The 21,313-nt window shown below is 44.1% G+C and carries 19 protein-coding genes; 16 read left to right on the top strand and 3 right to left on the bottom strand.

The features are described from left to right. Positions 1-78 precede the first annotated feature (78 nt). Complete coding sequence (locus ACFVQB_RS16685) at positions 79-504, top strand: phage holin family protein (protein ID WP_379441045.1); 426 nt, start codon at positions 79-81, stop codon at positions 502-504. Further along, positions 504-1,262, top strand: a complete 759-nt coding sequence (locus ACFVQB_RS16680; RefSeq protein WP_379441043.1) for a peptidoglycan recognition protein family protein — start codon at positions 504-506, stop codon at positions 1,260-1,262. Before ACFVQB_RS16685 ends, ACFVQB_RS16680 begins: the two co-directional genes overlap by 1 nt. Positions 1,263-1,689: 427 nt before the next feature. Here the strand turns inward: ACFVQB_RS16680 and ACFVQB_RS16675 are convergent, their stop codons facing one another. From ACFVQB_RS16675 to ACFVQB_RS16665, 3 genes are all read right to left on the bottom strand, one after another. Then, complete coding sequence (locus ACFVQB_RS16675; protein ID WP_111620742.1) at positions 1,690-1,926, bottom strand: hypothetical protein; 237 nt, start codon at positions 1,924-1,926, stop codon at positions 1,690-1,692. 198 nt (positions 1,927-2,124) lie between these two features. After that, positions 2,125-2,394 (bottom strand): hypothetical protein, encoded by a 270-nt coding sequence (locus ACFVQB_RS16670; RefSeq protein ID WP_072735277.1) that lies wholly within the window; start codon positions 2,392-2,394, stop codon positions 2,125-2,127. A 183-nt stretch (positions 2,395-2,577) separates the two neighbouring features. Then, complete coding sequence (locus ACFVQB_RS16665) at positions 2,578-3,318, bottom strand: GT-D fold domain-containing protein (RefSeq protein ID WP_379441038.1); 741 nt, start codon at positions 3,316-3,318, stop codon at positions 2,578-2,580. A 188-nt stretch (positions 3,319-3,506) separates the two neighbouring features. Between ACFVQB_RS16665 and ACFVQB_RS16660 the strand changes: the two genes are divergently transcribed. From ACFVQB_RS16660 to ACFVQB_RS16595, 14 genes are all read left to right on the top strand, one after another. Beyond that, positions 3,507-4,166 carry a glycosyltransferase family 2 protein gene (locus ACFVQB_RS16660; protein WP_379441035.1) on the top strand — a complete coding sequence of 220 codons (660 nt, stop codon included), beginning with the start codon at positions 3,507-3,509 and terminating at the stop codon, positions 4,164-4,166. After that, positions 4,144-5,250 carry a glycosyltransferase gene (locus ACFVQB_RS16655; RefSeq protein ID WP_379441032.1) on the top strand — a complete coding sequence of 369 codons (1,107 nt, stop codon included), beginning with the start codon at positions 4,144-4,146 and terminating at the stop codon, positions 5,248-5,250. Before ACFVQB_RS16660 ends, ACFVQB_RS16655 begins: the two co-directional genes overlap by 23 nt. Beyond that, the gene (locus tag ACFVQB_RS16650) at positions 5,219-5,857 is read left to right on the top strand and encodes a hypothetical protein (protein WP_379441029.1); all 639 of its coding nucleotides are present in this window, start codon (positions 5,219-5,221) and stop codon (positions 5,855-5,857) included. Before ACFVQB_RS16655 ends, ACFVQB_RS16650 begins: the two co-directional genes overlap by 32 nt. Positions 5,858-6,118: 261 nt before the next feature. Next, positions 6,119-6,940 carry a hypothetical protein gene (locus tag ACFVQB_RS16645; RefSeq protein ID WP_099858183.1) on the top strand — a complete coding sequence of 274 codons (822 nt, stop codon included), beginning with the start codon at positions 6,119-6,121 and terminating at the stop codon, positions 6,938-6,940. 128 nt (positions 6,941-7,068) lie between these two features. After that, on the top strand, positions 7,069-7,551 hold the full coding sequence (locus ACFVQB_RS16640; RefSeq protein ID WP_072735271.1) for a hypothetical protein: 483 nt from the start codon (positions 7,069-7,071) through the stop codon (positions 7,549-7,551). A 200-nt stretch (positions 7,552-7,751) separates the two neighbouring features. Beyond that, complete coding sequence (locus ACFVQB_RS16635) at positions 7,752-7,907, top strand: hypothetical protein (RefSeq protein ID WP_379441025.1); 156 nt, start codon at positions 7,752-7,754, stop codon at positions 7,905-7,907. Between the two features lie 67 nt (positions 7,908-7,974). Further along, positions 7,975-11,796 (top strand): hypothetical protein, encoded by a 3,822-nt coding sequence (locus tag ACFVQB_RS16630; RefSeq protein WP_379441022.1) that lies wholly within the window; start codon positions 7,975-7,977, stop codon positions 11,794-11,796. A gap of 14 nt (positions 11,797-11,810) precedes the next feature. Beyond that, the gene (locus tag ACFVQB_RS16625) at positions 11,811-12,461 is read left to right on the top strand and encodes an S-layer homology domain-containing protein (protein ID WP_379441019.1); all 651 of its coding nucleotides are present in this window, start codon (positions 11,811-11,813) and stop codon (positions 12,459-12,461) included. A 40-nt stretch (positions 12,462-12,501) separates the two neighbouring features. Then, positions 12,502-13,926 (top strand): hypothetical protein, encoded by a 1,425-nt coding sequence (locus tag ACFVQB_RS16620; protein WP_379441016.1) that lies wholly within the window; start codon positions 12,502-12,504, stop codon positions 13,924-13,926. 13 nt (positions 13,927-13,939) lie between these two features. Continuing rightward, positions 13,940-17,065 (top strand): M23 family metallopeptidase, encoded by a 3,126-nt coding sequence (locus tag ACFVQB_RS16615; protein WP_379441013.1) that lies wholly within the window; start codon positions 13,940-13,942, stop codon positions 17,063-17,065. Then, positions 17,065-17,481 (top strand): hypothetical protein, encoded by a 417-nt coding sequence (locus tag ACFVQB_RS16610; RefSeq protein ID WP_379441011.1) that lies wholly within the window; start codon positions 17,065-17,067, stop codon positions 17,479-17,481. The genes ACFVQB_RS16615 and ACFVQB_RS16610 overlap by 1 nt, the downstream gene beginning before the upstream one ends. An 18-nt stretch (positions 17,482-17,499) precedes the next feature. Then, entirely contained in the window at positions 17,500-17,910 is a 411-nt protein-coding gene (locus tag ACFVQB_RS16605) for a hypothetical protein (RefSeq protein ID WP_379441008.1), read from the top strand. A gap of 11 nt (positions 17,911-17,921) precedes the next feature. Beyond that, a complete protein-coding gene (locus ACFVQB_RS16600; RefSeq protein WP_379441005.1) occupies positions 17,922-19,802 on the top strand; it encodes a hypothetical protein in 1,881 nt (626 codons plus the stop codon). Between the two features lie 15 nt (positions 19,803-19,817). Beyond that, positions 19,818-20,963 (top strand): hypothetical protein, encoded by a 1,146-nt coding sequence (locus ACFVQB_RS16595; protein WP_379441003.1) that lies wholly within the window; start codon positions 19,818-19,820, stop codon positions 20,961-20,963. Positions 20,964-21,313: the final 350 nt, after the last annotated feature.

Genomic DNA, 21,313 nt, shown 5'->3' with positions numbered 1-21,313 from the left:
TATCTCATGAGACTTATCTCCTTGTTCCGCCTAACCTAAACATGAAAAAGATGTTGAATGTTGAAGGGGGAAGGCAAATTGCAAAAAGATACGATTTTTACCGTTTTATTGGGATGGCTATTGTCTGCCATGGTGTACTTGGTTGGAGGGATCGATCACCTGTTTATTGCAGTAACGATTTTTGTGGGGCTCGATTACATCACAGGTGTGTTATCTGCATGGTACAAAAAAGAACTTTCCAGCAGGGTCGGATGGTGGGGACTTGCCCGTAAGTCATTGACATTTGTATTTGTTATTATTGCTCATCAACTGGATATTGTTGCTGGCAATTCGAACGACTTTATGAGAGATGCCATGCTGATGTTCATCATCGGGACTGAAGGAATAAGCATTCTTGAGAATATGGGGAAATTGGGACTTCCCGTCCCGAAATTTATCACTTCTGCACTTTTCAAGCTTCGGGGTGAGGAAGATAATCAAGCGGAAGGCAAGGAGAAGATATAATGCTTCCAATCACAAAGGACTACATACCTGTTAATAAATATAGTCGAGCGGGAATGAAACTGAAGGCTAAACGAGGAATAGTTATGCATTATACCGCTTCCCCAGGAGCATCGGCCAAAAACATCAGTAAATATTTCGCAAGCTTAGCACAGCAAGTTGGAAAAGGTCGTTATGCAAGTGCACATTACTCTGTAGATCGAGCCTCCATTTATAACAGCCTGCCAGATGATGAACTTGCTTACCATTGTGGTAGCGACACCTACACGAAGGAAGCTTTAACCCATCTTGGAACGTATCCCAACAATAGTACGGTGGGTATTGAAATGTGCATTGAGAAGGATGGCAGCATTCATGAGGATACATTTAATAATGCTGTAGACCTGGCAGTATATTTGATTACAGAACGTGGCTTTCCCCATGTTTTCTTTACACATAAGGAAGTTGTTGGGTGGAAGGAATGCCCATTACCTTGGATCAAAACCCCTGAGGAATATGAAAGATTTAAGCAAGCAGTTCATTCTAAATTGAATCCACTTAAGGAAGAAGTGGTCACGGAGGAGGATGATGATATGAATAAAGTGTTGGATTATGCTCAATGGACATGGAATGAACTTGATAAATACATAGGAGATGCCTATAACGACAAAATCATTGACGAATGGGCATGGGTGGAGAAAGTACGCAAGAAGAAGCTGACCTACGGGGAATTGCTTATGTTGAAAGTTCTGATTGATGAACGCAGACGCAAAAAAGGATGAGATGAAAAGGGGTTATTCGCAACGTCTTTTTAACCAATAATCAAAATGAGCCTGGTCTTTCAAAAAATAATAATTTTGTATGATCACAATTTTGTTAGGGTGTTCGTGCTCATATTGTGAGTGAAACAAGGATGAATCCACGGTTCCAACTACAGGGTGATGTAAATCGTCTATAAGAGGTTCTGAAATTTCTTGGTTCATAAAACCATCCTTTCGTTAAATGGGTCATGTTGAAGAAGGAGATATCCGCGATGTCTCCTACATGTTCTATACGATTTCAGAGAAAGGGTGTTAAGGCGTCATATGTTAAAATTGAAAAAAGTAGAGCCCCAAGTCCAATGGACTTGAGGCTCTACTTTTTTTGCGCTTCCTTTTCCAAAGAAACATGTATCCGTCAATCTAATTAGTAATTATTAAAACGGTGTAGCTACTCTTGTAAAAAAGCGGAAAGGGCCTCATCTGCAAGATCGAGTTCTGCGAAGGCTCTGCACACTTTCTGGAAGGATCTAATGGTATTGGTCTCGTATAAAATGTTAATGGGATCGAAACCTAGCATAACTAGTGAATCCACAAGTTCTGTCTGGTCCACTTCGATATGGTGCAGTGCTTCAAGCATGGTTTCAATGACTGCTAAAAATAGAATTGCTTTATTTACTTGATCCATACGTGTTGCTCCCTTCGTTATTTCCTTTTCTCCTGTCACTCTGCCAAGGTACATTCTTAGAATAAGCAGGGTATGATGGAAAATAACGCGAAGCACATACGTGAGCCAATATAAACTAAATAAATCTGAAATGAGGGGAGAACAACGACGCGAAAAAACAGTAGATGATTTTCAATGAAACTCCCCTTGTATGTAGGGTTATGCGTTCTCGTTTACTTCATTGATGATTGAATCAATCAACTCATCATCAACCAATGTACTGGCTTTTTCAAGAGCGGATAATATGCCTTCCGGATTATCAAAAAAAACGTTAAATAGGACGGGAGCAACGTCGTCTATATTAATTTTCTGGGCTTTAACCATACTAATCAGAGCAACAACGATCTCGTGCCCTTCTACATTGCCTTCCATGAATCTATTTCTTAAGTGAGTTGCCACTGCTTCGGTCTTTGACTGCGAGTACGCCATTACATTCCCTCCAACAATTGAATAATCTAAGTAGTGCTCCTCTTTTATGCAAGTCTAAACCAGGTTAGATTAGGAGTTATCTTAACAATAATAAGTCAGTTAGTTCAATTTATCAATAACTACTACAGCAATGAAATTTAACTTGAATCCCGTCTTTACTCAACAAAAAAGACCCTGGACGGGTCATTTTTTGGGTCTTCCTTCCCAATAATCCGGAAATCCCTCGTAATCCCAAGCGTATAGGTTTTCGCTGTCTGCCTGAATGGCAACATCTGCTCCTGAACCAAAATCAACGCCTACGGAGCCAAGGTCTTTCGCTTTAATGGCTAATACCTTGCCAGGTGCTCCTGCACATACGAGAGCAAGTTTCCAAGGTGTTTTTTTGTAGATGTTTTCCATTTCCTTAGAGGCTGCGCTCACATGAGACCAAGAGGGACAGTCCACCGTTGCCACGATGCCTGTCCAACCGTAACGGCGTTCCAGAACTTCTTTATATTGTTCGGCCTTGGCTCCACAGATCAGTATGGGCATGGTCTTGAACGTTTCATAGAAAAGTTTAAACCGGGCGATGTAATTATTTTCAAACGCATAGAATGTCTCCTTGGGCTTAATCTTGTAATACGCGAGACACATATCAAACAAGGGTCTGAAATACCAGTGATCCGTCTGGGTCAAGTGACCAACATAATCGGCTTTTCGCAAGCAGTGTACAATGATTTCTCTCGCACCTGAATTGGGTAACGTAATGCCGCAGTACGTGGGATCATTCACCCACCCGTAATGGGATTTGATGAAATCCATGGTTAGGACGGTTCCATGGGCCAGAATTGTATTGGAAGCGTCCCCGAATCGAACGGAAGCATGAGCTTCTCCATCCGAAGCTTTTTGGAACCAGTTATGAATTAATTCAACACTCCCAAGCACGCTCTTCACCCTCTTTCGGAATAAAATGATTCAATTCCTTGTTGTACATCTCCATCATCTCCTTCTTTTATAGAATAGAAGAAACGATTCATTCTCTCTCCTCTTTTCAATGAAAAGGTCTTTTTTGTTGGACACGCGGAGGATTGGCGAAGATCGGTCTACACTAAGTGAAAGAGGAGGGATGAACGGTGGCTAACGTATTCATAGGTGCTCCTGTGAGAAACCGGGCATGGATTATGGAGCGGCACTTGCAGTCGCTCAAACAACAGACAGTAAACAAGCAATTTTTTTACATTTTGAATGATAGTGAAGATCAGACAGAACAAATTTTGAATGATCATCAGATTCCGTACTTGACTCATAACTTGGGCAAGACATCTGGTCATTTGCGTGGTCAATACTCCTATCACAATCTGGCGCTACTAAGAAATATACTTGTAGATGAGTTTCTAAAATCCGATTGTGATTATCTGTTCTCCATTGATACAGATATCATTATTCCTGAACAAAGCCTGGAGCAGCTTATTGAAAATGATAAGGATATCTGTGCCATGCTGATTCGAAATCACCTAAGAATTAAGGCTCATAATGCAATGATTGGTGGAAAGCACGTTCCAGAATTCAGCGAGGGTGTAATCCCCGTGGATTTGACAGGTGCAGTGTATCTGATTAAACGTGAAGTTATTGAAGCGGGAGTTCGATATGGTTCACATCCAATTGGTGAAGATGCTCCCTTCTGTGAGCAGGCTCAGCAACTTGGTTATGAACTGTATGTGGATACACGGCTTCGTCCGCTTCATGCCTATGAGGAAGGAGTGGAGTTGGTTGCTGAATTGGCTTGTACATAGAAATAGGCAGAAAAACGCATGTTTTGAAAGCATTGAAATGACGATCATATATCCGCCTGCACTCGATTGGAATCTGTTGTTTCAACGTCCACAGCAATTAATGACCGCATTCTCCAAAATTCCAGGGGTGCGTGCTATTTTTATTAACGAAGAAACGTATAAGAAACAGAGCCGTCCGATCGAGAAATTGAATGACGACCTATTCCTTGTGCAAAAGGGGATTAACTATGACCATCTGGTCAAAGGAAAAAAGGTACTCTGGTTCTCCAGTCCAGGTCAGTATAACTATGGGGATGGTCGTAATTTTGATTTTACAGTATTTGACTACTTGGACAATTCTGCCGACGAATTTGCTGTTTGGAAGGATTACATTCCGAAATGTTTTGAACGAGCAGATCTCATTGCCACAACGGCTAAGGTGATGTACGAAGCTCATAAAAATGACGGCAAACCGATTTTTATGTGCCCGAATGGGGCGGATTATGAGCACTTTAAAAAAGCGCGTGTATCACTCCCAATACCGGCAGACTTCCCCGATGTTAAGGAGGGACAAAAGGTTGTGGGATTCCATGGAGCTATGGCTTCCTGGGTGGATTATTCACTTATTACCGATATTGCAGACAAGGGATATCGTATAGTTCTGATAGGAAACAATGTCCTGTATCAAAAAAACATTGTACATCCCAATATAAATTGTCTCCCACATAAGGATTACAGAGTTCTTCCCGCCTATATTGCCCAATTCGATGTTTGTATCGTGCCATTCAAGCTGACAGAAATGATTCGTGGATGTGACCCGATTAAATTTTACGAATATTTATCTGCGGGTAAGCCTGTTATAACGACTCGTATGGAGGAAATCGTCAATAAATACAGTAACGTGACCTACTTTATGGATCGCCATAATTGTGGGCAGATGCTTCAGAAAGCAATCCGTGAGAACAGCGAGCCCAAAATCACAGCCCGTGCAATGGTTGCAAGAGCTAATAGCTGGGACAGCAGAGCCATGGATGCTGTCAAAATGATAAATCAGGTGATGGGAGGCAAGGTTGATGAAACAGATGTTCAAACGAATTTTCGGTAGCCAGACGGCCAAGCCGCCATTGGTAGTTGAAAAAATAGAGGTCCAAATGAGTGAGTTCAATTTCGAAAAATATGTGCCCAAAACCAATACAACCATTGTATATCTGCCTGCTATAGATTTTCATAGTGAACGATTTGGGCGTCGACCACAACGATTGTTAAGAGAACTTGCGGAGATTGGTTATCATGTGATTTATATAAATTCCAGTGATGAGTTTTATCAGGTGGATGCGTTGGAGTATCCCCATCCTGAGCTTCCCAACTTTGTCGTGGCTCGTGTTGGTCAGAACGTTCGTCCGTTGTTTCAGGGTGAAAGAGTCATCTATTGGGTGAATGACAGCCGGTTGGCAAATTCGGTCGAGACAGCATATCCTAACCTGGTTGTATTCGATTCGCTTACGGATCCCGACCTATTTGAAAAAGACAAGCACAGGATGGAAGCTGTTGCTGACGTTGTGTTTATTACACCAGAGCGAATTTATGAGCATGGCAAATACTGCTCTCATATTCATCTGATTACTGCCGATGAATATGAAATAAAGGAACGAGCAGAACAGGTCGCCCAAATTATAGATGAATTGCCCAATAGACCGGCCCCTCTTATGTAGGGGTCTTTTCTTTTTATTTGATTGTATTAGAAGCTGTTCAGTTGGCAGAGAAATCCCGTTTAAACTTTTGTTCAACGTATTCAGTGATATGTGTTAGGGAATGAGATTAGCGTTCTACACTATGAAAAGCAGAGACAGCCACCAGCCAAACTGCTTGGAGGAATGAAATTCTGATCTTTTCAATCCTTCGACCAGCCGAAGGCTCATGTAAGTCTCGGTAGCTAAATAATGATATTACAAATCTAAGGAGTGGACTGTTCAATGGCTAAAAAAATGATTATCAAAGGTGTAGGTACATTCATGGCGAAGCGTTACCCTACAGACCCGCTGGGTGCAATTGAAGTAATTACACTGGGTACCCTGCAAGATTTGAAAATTGACCTCAATGTAGAGCTAGAGGACATCTTTGGTGGTGATGGCCTGTTTGCTATCGATGTACTGGTGAAGTCGAAGTCCATTGAGGTATCTGCTACAGATGCCAAATTCGATCTGGATGCGATTCAACTGATGATGGGTTCAACCGTACAGGAACAAGTGAAGTCCTACGTATGGGTTTTGAATGAGCAGGATACTGCAGCTACTGGCGCAGCCAATTCCGGATTTGCTGAAGTCAAACCAAAATTCGCAAGTACAATCTATGGAAATAACGGAGATATTACGGTTCGTCTCAAAGATTCCAACAAGTTGCTGAAACAACTCAGTTCGAAGGCTGCCGCTGTGGCACCAGATGAATTCTTCTACGATGAAGCAAATGATGTTGTTGTACTGAACGCTGCACATATCAGCAAGGAAATTGTGCTCAACTACAAACGCGAAGAATTGGTAGACATGGTTGATTTGCTAGTTGACGAAGTGCCTTTCCCAATCTCTGTGATTCATCATGGTACATTCCAGCAAAAAGATGGCTCTTTCGCAGGAGTTGAAACTGAGCTGTACATGTGCCGTGCCAAGGGCACATTCAGTATCAATGCTCAGCGTGCTGCAGCATCGGCGTCTGCGATTTCCTTGCAGATTCTTGATCCTGAACGTGCAGACGGCAAATTGGGAAGCATCAAACGCTTTAGCGCAACAAGCAAAATCTAAGATCTCATACGATGTTCCATTGCTCCTGGCAAGGTATTTTACGGCGTCTGTGTCCTCCCCTGCACAGACCCTTGCCTTGCCAGGTTCTTTATTTTACAGGGGAGAGAATGTCCAGGGGGGCTCTACTGATGGTGGAAACAGAACAGGAAAAGGCTGAGCGTGAGCTGGCGGAAAAATTGAACGAGGAAGCTGCCGAACGAATCAAAAATGATCCGGCGAATAAACGGGTAACCCCGGAGGAAGCCGAAGCTGCTGAACGGGCATTCTTCGAAGATGATGAGATTATAACACTTCGCGATCGGCGGAAATACCGCATCCCACCATGTAACCTGAAGGATGCACGTCGATTAATGAAACTGCTAAAAACGGTGAACATCGACGCCATTATTCTTAACTTTATTCCAACAGAGAATGATGAACTGGATGCAAAACGACAACAGGATTTATTTGATGTGTTGGCTATGGCGTTTAAAAACTATCCACACATTGTGACCAAAGATGAACAGGGTGAGTATATCATCAATCGAGAATATCTGGATGAGTACCTTGATTTAAATACGGCTCGTAAAGTCATTGATATGCTCATTGGTCTAAATGGTCTAAAAAAGTAGAACGCGCCGAGGGTGAGCCTCTGGAGGGAACCGAAATCCGTGATGAGGAGACGCAAGAGCCAATTCACTGGGGAGAAATCTTCTTTACCCTTCACAAGCACTGTGGGCTGAACAAGTGGGAGATCTGGGAGTACACGCTCCCTCAGGTCGCGGAGCTGTGCAAGTCAGCCGAGAAATATATTCAGTTTGAGGTTGAATTAATGACAGCACCTCTCCGCATGTTCGGTGGCGGCAGAGGGGAAGAAGAAATCGGGGAAGATGGAAGTATTAGACGTAAACGGACCTTTGATGACGCGGACTACACAGAAATATCCGAGGAAGACATCGGTTTGCTTGCACAAGCGCTTGGAGGATAAGTGAGAGACGTCCCGTTTTGCCTACACTAAGGTAGAACGGGATTTATGTATAAAGGTGGTGATGAATTTGGCTGACACAGAAGAACAAAAACACTCTTTAATCAAAGAGATATTAACGGAGGTAGAGCAGTCTGGTGTCCAAACCCCCGACTTGAAAGGTGGTAACCGATCAGGCTTTCAATCGCTCGTTAACCGTCTTGAAGAGATGAGGGACGAAATGCAGTCCCAAATGATTGCAACGTTAACCAAGGATTTGGAGACATTTTATCGTGGAGCCTTCAATGCAATGGAAGATCTGCCGGAAGCCGATTCACAGGATTTAGTGGACTCTATGAGTAACATGATGAAATATATCTTCTCAGGCGAAGCCAGAGGGTACTCACCCACTATGCTGAAGGAATCACTTGATTCATCACGTCAAATGGATGACCAGATGACCAAGGCAAATCAAAATTTCGAGATCAGATCATCAGGTCAAACAGGTCAAACAGACGGGACCGTCAAGGAACTACAACGGATTGCACTGCAACATGGTATGGATCAGGAGGATGTGGGTCTCGCATATCGCATTGGTTCCCGCTCCTATGATAATCCTCAGGAAGCTACAGCCTTTGCTAAAGAAGTCGCCAAGTTGCGTTCGTATGACAATGTGGATGTAGATCAGACTGCTACGGGCTTGGAAGCCGTTTCCTCTGCTTGGGGAATGAACGGTTATGATCTATCTAAAGTGACGGACATGATGCTTAAGGCTGCAACTATCTCACAGGTAAGCATTCAGGACCTGATCAAGGCCATGCAACAAACGGTGCCTGCATCAGGTGAACGTGAGAGTGAAGTAACAAAAGAAGATGCTCTTGCCCGTTTCATGGCTACGTCTTCATTGTCTCTTCAGGAGAAAGGTCATTCAGGTCTGAGTGGTGGTTTAACTCAGGATCAGGCGTCAGTTGGCGCTCTTGTGGATCAACTTAAGACAGCTGGCGAGAATACAGCTTCCATGGTTCCGCGGAAAGAGACAAGAGACAACTTGCAATTTCGTCAAAACCAGTTCCGTACTGCATTCCAAATCTCTACATATGAAGCCATGAAGGGGTTAAAAGAAGAGTTTTCTGGGCTCCCGACCTATCTTGTTTCATTCTTGCGATTAATTGGAGACCAATCCAGCGGAATTGCAGATCATATGGAACTGATTAATCGGATTATGGAAGAAGCAGGAGTTCAAGTGGCCTGGGACAAGTTCGCCGATGTCATGAACGATGGAGAACAGATGCGATATGGTAAGGGTGATACAGGTACAAGGAAGGGCGAAAGCTCAAGAGGCAACACCTCCAACCCAATCGGAGTTGCTGATGTGCACCGTGCGGGTGTAACCCAGGAAAGGGCAGGACTGCAAAACCGTCTTCGTGCTCAAGGTACCCGTAAAGCAGAGATACAGACAAGGGCAACTGCCAAGCAAGAAGAAGTGCTCAAGCTACATACTAGACGAGATGAACAACAATCCCTCTATGAGCAGGCAATCCAGGATGGTAATTCAGCAGCTTTCTCCTTTCACGCAGGAGAACGTGACCAAGCGGAGAAGGAAGCCAAGGCCAAAAGCAGGGAACTTCGTCTGTTGCGTGAGGAAATGGACTCACTCGATGAGCAGATGGCGAAGACAAAACGGAGTCTTGAATTTCTAAGCCGTGAGTTGGATGAAAACGGAAAAGCGATTATGCAGCTTGAGCATCAAGCGAGAATATTGATGTTGGCGATGGATGATATGGATCTGGATGCAGTGGAGCTTCGAAATAAGTTGTATTTCCTGAATGCGGAGTTCCTTTATGGCTCAACCGATGTTCAGCGTTACGAATCCGAGATCCAGAAACTGCGCAAACAATCGATTCTGTTAAATGATGTGCTATCCAAATTAAGGAGTGAAGTGAATGCACTGAATGCCTCATTCAGACAAGGTTCAATGGATGCCGCAGCATACATCTCCAAATTGAAGGAGCTTGAACACGCTCAATTGGCTACTATGATGAACTCTCCTGGAGGAGTCCTTGTTGTTCCGGGTACAGGGAGTGCAGGTGCCGGATCAGCTGCAAAAGATGATAAAGAAAAGGATGACTTGGCAAACAAAACCTTCGTGGCTCGTCATGAAGACCTGATTAAGGATGTCATGAAAGATGCGATCATGGATGAATTCAATCCGGGGGGCGATTCCAAAAAGGAAAAGCAAAAGTCCAAAAAAAGGGGTCTTCTTTCCAGATTTAAGGACATGAAAGAGACAGGCAATCGCAAAGCATTTTTTGACAGCAATGCTCCGACTCGTGATGAAGGTGGAAATATTCTTCGAGATAGACAAGGTAATTTGATTACTCAGCGTGATATCAATGCGGAACGTGCTGCACGTGGGATTAAAACACCGGGAAAACTTTCGAAATTAGTGAAATCCGGCTCAAGGTTGTTAAGACCTTTAAAAGCTGTACCAGGGCTTGGTGTTGCGATGGGGGCCATGGATGTAATTTCAGGCCTTGTTGATCCGCTTAGTAATATGGGCAAGTCTGAAGCGGAGAAGCAGAATATTCGGGCTACGAACAAGGAAGAGTTGGCAAAACAGTTCAAAGATGTGGAGCAGTCATCTTTTATAGGGAAAGTGTGGAAAGGGCTTAACCTGGGGATGGATGCCGCTATATCCGGGACAATGAGTTCGATATTTGGGGACAATGCTACCAACAACAAGTTTGGTGATTACAAAGAAGGATTCAAAGCTTTATGGTCTGAAGATGGCGGAGATGCGGTTGAGAAGAAACTCGCCAAAGTATACAACTACGAGCAAGAGAAAAAAGAGTCACAGCTTCAAATGGACAAGGAGTCTGGAAAGGCGCCTGAGCAGAACACTCAACCACAAGTACAATATGTGCAGCCTCAGATTCAGTACATTCCTGGTGCTGGCGGAAGTGGTACCATTGCTAACGGATATACAGCTCAGCCGCAAAGCAATGGTATCGATGAAATGATCGCCAAGATTAATCGTCAACTCAACAAGTCAACAAGTGACAACGAAACGAATTATCAAGTCGCTCGATCCCGTCTGTTGATTAGCGGTGTCCGCGAGGATTCTGGCCAGATGCGCGCTTTGATGGAGAAATATTTGCAAGAAAATATCAAGTTCTTTGATAAGGCGATTGCTAGTTTGCAGAAAACGTACGACAAGATGGCGGAGGGCAAGGAAAAAGATGAACTCGGTCTGGAGATTAATGAGAAGAAGCAGCAAAAGGCACAATCAGAGCTTGAACTGAACGGTGTTAAAAACAGTAAAATTGACGAACTCAGACGCAAGATGAACGATCAGCTTGAGCTGACACAGTTGGATTACGACAAACGAATGTACGATCTTTTGGCGGCCAATGGGGGTAAGGAAGATGCACCAGAATTGATTGCATTGAACAAATCCCGTGCATCTGAGCTGAACTCACAAATGAGTTCGATCAAGCAAGATTGGCAGAATTTGCTGAATAGTGGGTTGTTTAAACCGGGCTCGGATGAATATATGGAGATTTTTAAACAAATCCAATCATTGGGTGTAGAACAGTCCAAAAATTTGGCCGAAATCAGCAAAAAAATGGATAAACCCATATCTACATTCAACACTCCAGCAGGACTTAAAGTCATGGATTACTTTGATTATATGACGACAAACAATACACATAAAAGTGTGATGGTTGGGGCGGGCGATGTCACGGTGCATGTGAATATCGACAATATGACAGGCAGCACAAAAGATGTGGAGAAACTGACGTCGTCACTGGATAAGACACTACGGCAGAACAATCCGGGTCTTGTAAACAGGATGGCTAGCAATGTCGGTGCAAGAATGGGGAGTAATTACCCCGTATCTTTTATTAGGTAAGGAGGGCATCTGATATGTCTCAGCAAGACCCGTTTGGCTCAGTTAATGACCGGTATAAAAGAAAGCTGTTTGTGGATACAGGCATGAAGTTCGAGCCTGTGATAGGTCGGATTATTGATCCGTACTCTTCACCTTCGCCCAATCCGCAAGTGAGGGAGATTAAAATGATTAATGCTCCCTCGCATTTTCATCAGATGGGCGTGTCTTCGTACAAGTCCATCATTAACATCCTGTTTAAAGACAAGCAATCCTATCATGACTACGCCATGTACGTAGGCTGGACGCACAAATTTTATGATGAGAAGGGCAATATTTATGTTGGTGTTGTAGAGTCCATCAAAGTCGACCCTATCTTCTATCATCAGGATACGATGGATCAAGATCAGAAGGGCTACAAAGTCGAATTGACCATGACCCTAATCAAGAAAGATGGATATGACCGCAAGAGTGCAGTGCAGTTCCAGGATTTACAGACGACTGAAGGTAAGAATCACTGGGCAAGAGATTCCATTGAACGCATGGCTGATTTGGGACTGACGGTTGTAACAGAATTGGATGGTACACCAATTCTATACTTCAGGCCTGAAGATTTTATAACCAGAGCAGAGTTTGTTACTTGCCTGATGCGCACCAAGCGTCTGCTGGAACGAACAATTCGAGAGTAGGGTGACCTACTCTCTTTTCTGTCTATTCTAAAGATAGGGGGTGTTTATCATACGAAAATGGGTTGATGTAAACGAAGGGGACTGGTTCTATAACGATGTTATGGAAGCCACGAATATGGTTCTGGAAGATGGTGAAGTCTTTGTTGCGGGGATCAACTATAACAAGTTTGAGGAAGGCAAGCCTTTTGTATATGAGGAAATCAAAGGGCAAGCGGGGCAAACCTCATTCAGTCTGCCTGTTCTGATTAAGCCGACAGATAACAATCCACTGTATGTGTTTATTGACGGTGTTCAAACGATCTACGAAACGGCTGAAACCAATAGTAAGGGGTTAACCGATGTAGAGTTGTATACCGGTGTGAAAGCAGGTCAGGTGGTGTCCTTCTGTAGTTATGGAGAACCATTGCTGGACAGTGATTGGAAAAGGCCACCCGTCTCCTGGACTGGAGATCTGCCCAGAGCTGCACTTAGTGCAGCAACGACCTATTTCTACGATCCATTCAGTCGTAATCATCAGGAATATTTGTATGCGGCAGGCCAACCGCTTCGCAGACTAAGTATTCCTTCCGAGGTATGGGCAGACACCATGGGGGATGCGGCAGCGGTAACCAAAATTGCAACAAAGGCAATTGGTTATCGAACAGATGTATATTGTGTCAGTCCAGGGGGTTCAGTCTTCCTCCCATTTAATCTGAACGGTGTCACTTGCAAGTTCAACTATTGGACCAAAAATAGCGGTGGGGCATTCAAATTCAAGAGTGAAGACATCAAAGCGACAACTCTCAAACCGGCATACAATAATTGTTTCTTTCCTAATGCGATTATACAGCGGGGAGAAGCCTTTCATCTGATTAACAAGCTACGCAAGGTGTTCTATGCCAGATTTACGGACAAGGAAGCGCCAACGACGGGGATTAATGAGCCTATTACGGCATTTCAAGGACAACGGGTGTTTAGACTCAACGGCAATTATCCAGCAGGTAAAAATAAACTTAAAGTTACAGTGAAATTCAAAGAAGAAAAAAAAGATAAAGTCCAAGAAACTCCGCCTTATTCAGAAATTGACAATCATACGGTTGTCTTCAATCAACCTTTCTCAGAAGGCGACGAAGTGACTTTCTATTATCTCAAAGATGTGAGCGAGAGGTTCGCAGACGTAGGAAAAGATTCGGCCATTTATTATCAAACCAAGGGTGAGCGAGTCGTACAGAATAAGGATGCATTCTGGAAAATAGCCGTCTCCGAGATGGAAGATGAAACATTTTCCAATAATGATCCTCTGATTGCAGGCATCAATATCAAGAAAAAGCTGGATGGTGCTGCAGTGGTAACTAATATGGGCAGACCTGTAGGTGGTACGGAACCGGATGAGACATGGTTTTTGGGTAACTCTGCTATGACACGGGCTGAAGCCGTAGCTTTCTTGGACCGATTCATGAAGTGGACCATCGAGCGATTTAAGTAGGGGGAGATACAATATGATTCCAATTTCGGATGAGGTTATGAATGTGCTGTCCCAACGTCTGAAGCTGGGGGAAGGAGCACTTCCCAATATTCGGGTCGAAGTAGACAGGCTGGCATTTATCCCGGGACGGACAGAAGAGTTCAGGCATATGGTTTCTGAGCTAGTGCCCGTCATCAGTACACAATCCGTTTGGGTGGATGAGTCTAGTAACGGCATATATAACGGTTCGACCGAAGCGACCGCTCAGGATATTTGTTTTCCGGTCAAGGGTAAAACGATTGATAGCATTACAGTTACAGATAAATTTGGTGCAGCTAGAGATGGCGGTTCTCGAAGTCATCGAGGCATCGATTTGTGGGATGAGATTGGAACACCAATTTTGGCGGCTTGGGCTGGGAAGGTCGTACATACAGCTCGGAATAAAACAAAGGGCGCGGGTAATGCCGTAACGATCAGGCATGCCAATGGTTTGCTTACAAAGTACTTTCATCTGAAAGAAATTCTCTGTTCGGTGGATGATCAAGTAGCACAGGGGGCAGTGATTGGTACGCTTGGTAACACAGGGGGGGTCTACACCAATGGGCACAAGGTTTCAGCTGCTGAACGTGCCGCGGGCAGAGGAAGGCATCTGCATTTCGAGATTTGGGAAGGGGTTAGTCCAACGTCCAAGACTGGAGAGGGCGGTAAGGCGGTCGATCCCCGATTATATCTGAGTGGAAAGCGTAAAATGCACGGAGATGCGGAAACAACATTTACTGATGTAGTGCCGGTTCAGGTTGAAGGATATCCAGGAGAGATTAAACTGTATGAGAAATTCGATAAACGGAACTGGTATGAGAAAAGCGTTTATACAACCGGATTGAAATTTTCGGAGTATGCCAAGATCGAATCGGGCTGGACTCTGTTTGATTCGGGAGGCAAGTTGCTATATACGTTTGAAGGCAAAGCCGCCGTTGCCGAATTTGAGATTAACGTGACAAAACTGAGCATGCCTACTCAAGGGCTTCTTAGTATTGGAATGGGGACTAATTTTAGTGAAGCTGAAGGGGATTCTTTCGCTGTGGTGATTGATGGTAAAACGTATGCCTATGTCAATAAGTTCAACGGGGCATATGACCTGACCAAACTAACGGAATTGAATAATATTGTAATCCCCGCAAAAGCCAAAAGCATCAAAATTAAGGTGACTTATGGTGGCAAACAAAACAACACTGTCCCACCTGGATCGGTTCCTGCTTCGAAGGTGAAATATAAAAAATTCGCCATTGATTATATTCGTATACAAGAGTTGTTGCCTGCTCCGTTGAAGAATCAAAAGAGTGAAGAAGGACTTGATCCGTCCAAAGGCTATTACCAAACGAACAGCTATGAAGGTTTTGTCATGAACAATAGGCCAGAGTCGGATGTTATTCAGGTTGGATCTTTTGTCTATATGGACACGCAGGTTCTTCCCAATATCATTAGTGCCGAAATCGATGATCAGTTTGACTCTGAAGCCAGGGAAGCACGGCTGACTATCTCCAATCCCAGGGGATTCTTCTCCCCGGATTATAATCCTGCCCATTTTCCCGAGCTTGGGGGGGTGCCATCTCCGTGGTCCTATTTTGCCAATGGATTCCATGTTGGAGTTCTGAGTGAAAACACACCGATACGTATTTACATGGGTTATGGTCAGCATATGATGCGGGTATTTACCGGACTGATTGACAAAGTGGACATTAATGGTGAGGGCTCCACGCTGGAGATCACGGCTCGAGATATGTACAAGCGCATTATCGAGAAAGTCATTTCGGAGAAAAAAGCTTATCCGGAGGTAGATGAGATTGATAATGTGCCAGATCCGGTGCCCCCTGCAGCAGTAGGGACGGACCGGACATCATCCATTATTCAGGCTGCCCAAGCTCAAGCTGCGGCGTATGGTGTGCCGGATCACAAATTTTTACTTGCGATATGCAAGCATGAGACCGTACTTGGCACACAAGGTATGGGCAGGGAGGAGAATGGCAGCTTTATTCTTGGATACGGAATCCCTGGCAAGGAATACGAAGGCATTCCGGAGCAGATGAAGCGCGGAGCAGAACGGATGTCCAAAGCACTGGCTTCCAGGGGAAAGAAAGTGACTTCAAAGGCTGATGTACTTTATTTCCATAATGGAGGAGACATTGCTCCGATGACCTGGAGTGAAGATCGGGATAATTGGGTGAACAAGGTATGGACCTTTTATCAGGAGATGCTCGCAGACCCGGCAAGCTGGACCATAACAGCAACCTCCACTCCTGCAGTTACACCGACACCAGCTCAGCCTGTGGAGCTCGAAAAGCCGGCTTGGGTTAAATCCACGGTTGTATTAGATCTGGTTAAACATGCAGGTATGGTGGGTTGGAGGGCAACCAGTGAGGATCGCTCTTATCCTGACTATGTGATCGACGAAACCTATCTGATTGAGGTGAATCAGAAGACGGGCAGAGTCATTGTTCCGGTACCGGGACAGGAGGGTGAGTTTGAAGTCAAGGATGCAAGTACGGTACTTACGCCCAATGGATGGCTTAATCCATTCATCGAGGAGTATGGCAAAACGTTTGAGCAATGGTCCGCCAAAGTTACGGAAGCCGTTCAGCATATTATTTCGGAGATTCCTTATCGAAGCTACTGTGACCGTTATGGTACATACCGATTGGAGCGCTTGAATTATGACAAACCGGTCGTTGCGGAGTTTTCCGAGAATGACAATCTGATCTCCATTACCAAATCGACGGATTGGTCCAGAGGAAGAAGTCACATCGTTGTTATCGACTCGAATCAAAAACAGAGCAGTTTTGTGGACAAGGAGATCTTGCTGGAACTCAAAGGAGAGATCCGAACCATGGTGCTTGCGGTTCCTTGGGCCAAGACGGTTGAAGCCAAGAGACAGGTGGCAGAGCGAGCTTTTTTTGATATGAAACGCATGTGCCGTACGCTACAGGTATCTATTCCTGCGAACCCTGCTCTTGATCTGCTTGACAACGTTATCGTGACGGATAAAACGACTACCACCCGCTCCGTATACACGATTAAAAGTATCAAAACAAGCTATTCTGTGGATCGGGGCATGCTTCAGGTCATTGATATGATGTGGGCAAGAAAGGGAGTGATGGTGTAATGGCCGGTATTGTGAATGAAAATATTGTTTTTCCTGTGCTGGATCTGATCCACCGGGAATTACGCAAGTATAGCAGTACTTCAAATTCGAACAGTTCTCCTCTTGAAGGTGAACCTTCCGTTACATTATATCGGGAACACATGCAGGACCCGGATAGAGTGACTGGAGCAGACCTCTTCTATGAATCGGAATGGAAGGTTTCGATCTGGATGAAGTTCGGTTCAGAGGAAGAGGAAGACTTTCCTTCCGGGGTGGGCTATTCCCACCCAGATTATGAATACTACAAGTATTTCAGGTTAACACAGGTGACCGCCCGCACATTTGATCCAGGTGGAGAGTCGATGTTCACCTACAATATTGGTCTAAATTATGATGACGAAGGACGCTTAACTGGAACGAGCGTAAATCGTATATAGCATTTAGGAGGTGGTTCCATGGCATTTAATGTTTCTTACATCGCGGGTGGCGTCATCGACAAAGTGCGCGAGCTGCCGTACCCACACTTCAGTAAAAAAACGATCCCATTCATACGGGGACAGATGTTGGACATTCCGGCGGCCAAGACCACCAAGTCCGATACGTTCACCTTGGCGTATGACACGGAGTTTCTGAGCATTGCGTTTGCTGCGAGTCACTACTGTGTCGGCGATTACTGGGAACTGACGATCGGGACCGAAAAGGTGTGCCACACCATTTATACGAAGGAGCTTCCTGAGTCGGTATCCATGGGTAATAGTTTCGGAATTGTCTACCCGATTCCGGCGGGAACGACCATTAAGTTTGAATTCGTAAACGTAGTGGCTGAAGCCAAGTCGGTCTGGTACAACATCAAATTTTTGAGATAAGGAGGGTGACGATGGCACAGACAATACCATTAACCAAATTTAGTGGGTTCGTGTCCGGTGAAAGTAAAGCTGAGGATATTATTTTCGATCTGGCCGATGCCATTGTGGGGGCGGAAATTCCGACTGCAGATGGTTCAAATGTAGAGAACAAATGGGGGAAAGTGTACGAGTCCCTGTCAGATGTATGGGTGACCTATAAAGAGATGACCCGTTCAGGAGTGCAAGGGAAGTATAAGCATTCCGATGGCAAGTTGTATGATGTATTGAAATTGGCGAGCAATTTGCAGAGTATTACTGCGCAAGAAAATGGAAGATTACTGGTGGATGAAAATGGGTACTTGAATGAGGTGTTAGATACACCTAATAGGTTATCAGGAAAAAAAATACTTGTTTCTACACATGAGTTTGTTGATGAGAAAGACAATAAAGTTCTTATTAACATCCCGGGTGCCTTAGCTGTTGTTATTCCAGATGAAACATCTAAAGTTGGAGTGCGTTCTTATTTCGTTAAACAAATTCACAAGAAAAAAGATGGATCGCGAGTCGATATCACGGACTGGAATGAATTTGAGGTTATTTCTGAAATGCCAGGTGACTGGGCATATGCATTAAATAAACAAAATTATAAATTAAGGGTAGAATACAAGCTGTATTATATAGATGGATATACGCGTTACTATACTACAGAACCCATCCTTGCAACAAAATACACGTTCACCGAACGATATTACGTTGCAGAACCAACCAATTACACCACACCTAAGGTTGTGTTAAAAGCTACACCAGATGTACCAGAGGGCATTTCCTCACGTGATTACTTCATCATGTTTACTCAGCCACAAAACTTCTCAGGCGGCGATTACAATTATTTTGATTGCCAGCATGGCGTTGGATTTGTAGGAGAGTTAAGCAAAGGTGATCCGTCAGCTACATATAAGGGCATTTGTAATCCGGTAACGGTGTCACCAGGGTCAACACCGGTTGTGATGGATCAGACAGCAGCAGAAGCGATGTACGAGCAGTGGAATGATCCGGAAGCAACTAAACTTTATACACCACCAAGTATCAAATGGGACAAAGATTTCGATGGAGTTACTGAACTCATTAGTCCTCCTTCCCATTTCTTTTACGGTCGTAACTCGACCGTAAAATGGTTGCCGAACAAAAAGCGGAGACCTGATTACTTGGTAGCCTACCACATTTCGGTCAATAACGATCGAGCAGCTGTTGTCCTCGAAGGGGATCCTTCTCCAAACATTCATGGATATTACCGCAGTTTTGGCTATTTTGGTAAGATCGTACCTTTTAACGATCATGATCACAATGGTAACTTTGGTTTAACAGTCGGAATGGGAGATTTGAAGACAGAGCTGACCGGTTACACCAAAAATGAGATTCGAACAGACTTAAATCCGGACAAGTATGCACAGTATGGAGAATATACATCGAACGGCATGGACTCGGTATCTCTTCTGCGAACCAGAGGTAACGTGCTATTTCAGGCTCATTACCCTGCATTTATCACCCAGCTACCGAATTATCCCGATGTTGGGAGCATTCCGAAAGAACTGTCTAAACTAGTGTTAGACAAAGATGGTTTCCAAAAGTCCTTATGGACCGGGAAATATCATGCAAGTCCGGTATATCTTGTGCACCAAGCGGAAGGTTATCGCGGTTATATGGATGGAGTCGTTGCAATCTACGATCAGAATCTGGTGAATCTGGATGAATTGATTGTAGATACGGAGATCCCCAAAGACAGCAGTAATCCTGCAGGCGGTAATTGGACAGAAGTTTACAAGTTCTTTAGCATCAAATCGCCAATGAATTTTTTCAAGCAGTCCCCTGTACCTGATCAGGTCACGATTGCAATACTTAAGGAAATTAAATAAGGAGGGTATCACTACATGGCAAATTTTAAGTATGTGGAAACCATTACAACATCCCAGGATCTTTTGAACAAGTTGAAAGAGGAAATTACGGCTTTCGAAAAATTCCCCTTCGAATCAACAGCGGGGGAGTCAGCCGAAAACAACTCATGGAAAGTGTTCTACGAGGAAAAGGATGCTGAAAATCGCATCAGTCTGCTGATCCTTCAAGGCACTATGACCATTGGAACAATGGAGACGCCAATCACCAAAAAATACTATGTACAGTTCACAAATCACGCTATTGTTCCACGAGTAATCACACCAACACCTAAATATGTAGAGCATAGTACATTGACGGTCCAATTGCTTGAAGGACTGGAAGGAGAAGAGCCAGCTGCTTTGCCAGTGAAGACACTGCCAACATTCAAATTAACAGGTCATCCTGTATTGTACCAGTGGGCACTGGAGAGTCATACGCCAACGGATCGAAACAAAGAAAAACCGGTCTATATGTATATCAATGTTATGAATAATCGATTGGCCATGGTTCTGGTTGCAGATCCGGCTGTGAATTTCCTGGATTACAAAAAATCATTCCTCTATGTAGGTGCTCTGAAGCCATTCAAGTATAACCTCAATGATGTAGACGGAAACGTTATGCTGACGGCAGGTGCAGTTATTGACGAACCGGATATTGCAACAATCGCTAAAGACGGTACATACTATTATGGACAGTATACTTCTGCAGGTAACAACACGTTACAGATGCTCAAGACCAAATCCGGTATTGAATTCCAAAGCCATTATCCTTCTTTCATTACACAAGCACCACCGGTAGGCAAAGCCTTTATTGATCCTGAACTTGGTGATACGGGCCTTGAACTGGAACCACAGGGTTTCCAGGCATCCAAATGGACGTCCAAGTATCACTTGTCACCAATTTACGTTGTCCACCCGTATGAGGGGTATCGCGGTCAGTTTGACAACTGTATTGCGGTAACGAAACATAATATCCTTCACCTGGATGAGCTGATTATCGACGTGGAAGGAAAACCTTGGCATCAAGAGGTTTATCGTTATTTCGACACAGACACGCAGCAGAACTTCATGAATTTGTCGGCAAATCAACGTATGGGCGTCGCGATTCTGAAAGAGGTACGTTACTCAAGTAAACAAGCATAGACCTGAATCGTATAGATTCAGTAGAGGGAACCCTGACTCCGCTCAGGAGTTCCCTTTTTATTTGGAGGGGGTGATGCAGTGCTCACAACAAACGAATACTATTTCAGTATCAGGGACATTGTTCAGACATCACAGGGATATTTGCTCAAGGTAGGCAGTACAGGAAGCAGACCTTTGGACTATATGTTCGTATATATTCCTTATAGTCGTTATGCCAGCATATTGATGCTAGATTTCTACATGGCACGGAATACCGCTGATGATACGATAAAAGACGAATTGATTGACTCCATCAAGAGAGACTTAGAAGGCGAAGAACAATTCATCGTTCTGTCTGATGTACGAGCAAG

This window comes from Paenibacillus sp. NPDC057886, from assembly GCF_042796655.1.
Lineage (GTDB): Bacteria > Bacillota > Bacilli > Paenibacillales > Paenibacillaceae > Paenibacillus.
The sequence above is the reverse complement of the archived record's forward strand: the minus strand, read 5'-3'. Positions and strand labels throughout refer to the sequence as shown.

Excerpts from the sequence above, each read along its gene's own strand:
- ACFVQB_RS16680 (WP_379441043.1), top strand. The coding sequence starts at position 504 with ATGCTTCCAATCACAAAGGACTACATACCTGTTAATAAATATAGTCGA.
- ACFVQB_RS16675 (WP_111620742.1), bottom strand. The coding sequence starts at position 1,926 with ATGGATCAAGTAAATAAAGCAATTCTATTTTTAGCAGTCATTGAAACC.
- ACFVQB_RS16670 (WP_072735277.1), bottom strand. The coding sequence starts at position 2,394 with ATGGCGTACTCGCAGTCAAAGACCGAAGCAGTGGCAACTCACTTAAGA.
- ACFVQB_RS16650 (WP_379441029.1), top strand. The coding sequence starts at position 5,219 with ATGAAACAGATGTTCAAACGAATTTTCGGTAGCCAGACGGCCAAGCCG.
- ACFVQB_RS16645 (WP_099858183.1), top strand. The coding sequence starts at position 6,119 with ATGGCTAAAAAAATGATTATCAAAGGTGTAGGTACATTCATGGCGAAG.
- ACFVQB_RS16640 (WP_072735271.1), top strand. The coding sequence starts at position 7,069 with ATGGTGGAAACAGAACAGGAAAAGGCTGAGCGTGAGCTGGCGGAAAAA.
- ACFVQB_RS16635 (WP_379441025.1), top strand. The coding sequence starts at position 7,752 with ATGACAGCACCTCTCCGCATGTTCGGTGGCGGCAGAGGGGAAGAAGAA.
- ACFVQB_RS16625 (WP_379441019.1), top strand. The coding sequence starts at position 11,811 with ATGTCTCAGCAAGACCCGTTTGGCTCAGTTAATGACCGGTATAAAAGA.
- ACFVQB_RS16615 (WP_379441013.1), top strand. The coding sequence starts at position 13,940 with ATGATTCCAATTTCGGATGAGGTTATGAATGTGCTGTCCCAACGTCTG.
- ACFVQB_RS16610 (WP_379441011.1), top strand. The coding sequence starts at position 17,065 with ATGGCCGGTATTGTGAATGAAAATATTGTTTTTCCTGTGCTGGATCTG.
- ACFVQB_RS16605 (WP_379441008.1), top strand. The coding sequence starts at position 17,500 with ATGGCATTTAATGTTTCTTACATCGCGGGTGGCGTCATCGACAAAGTG.
- ACFVQB_RS16600 (WP_379441005.1), top strand. The coding sequence starts at position 17,922 with ATGGCACAGACAATACCATTAACCAAATTTAGTGGGTTCGTGTCCGGT.
- ACFVQB_RS16595 (WP_379441003.1), top strand. The coding sequence starts at position 19,818 with ATGGCAAATTTTAAGTATGTGGAAACCATTACAACATCCCAGGATCTT.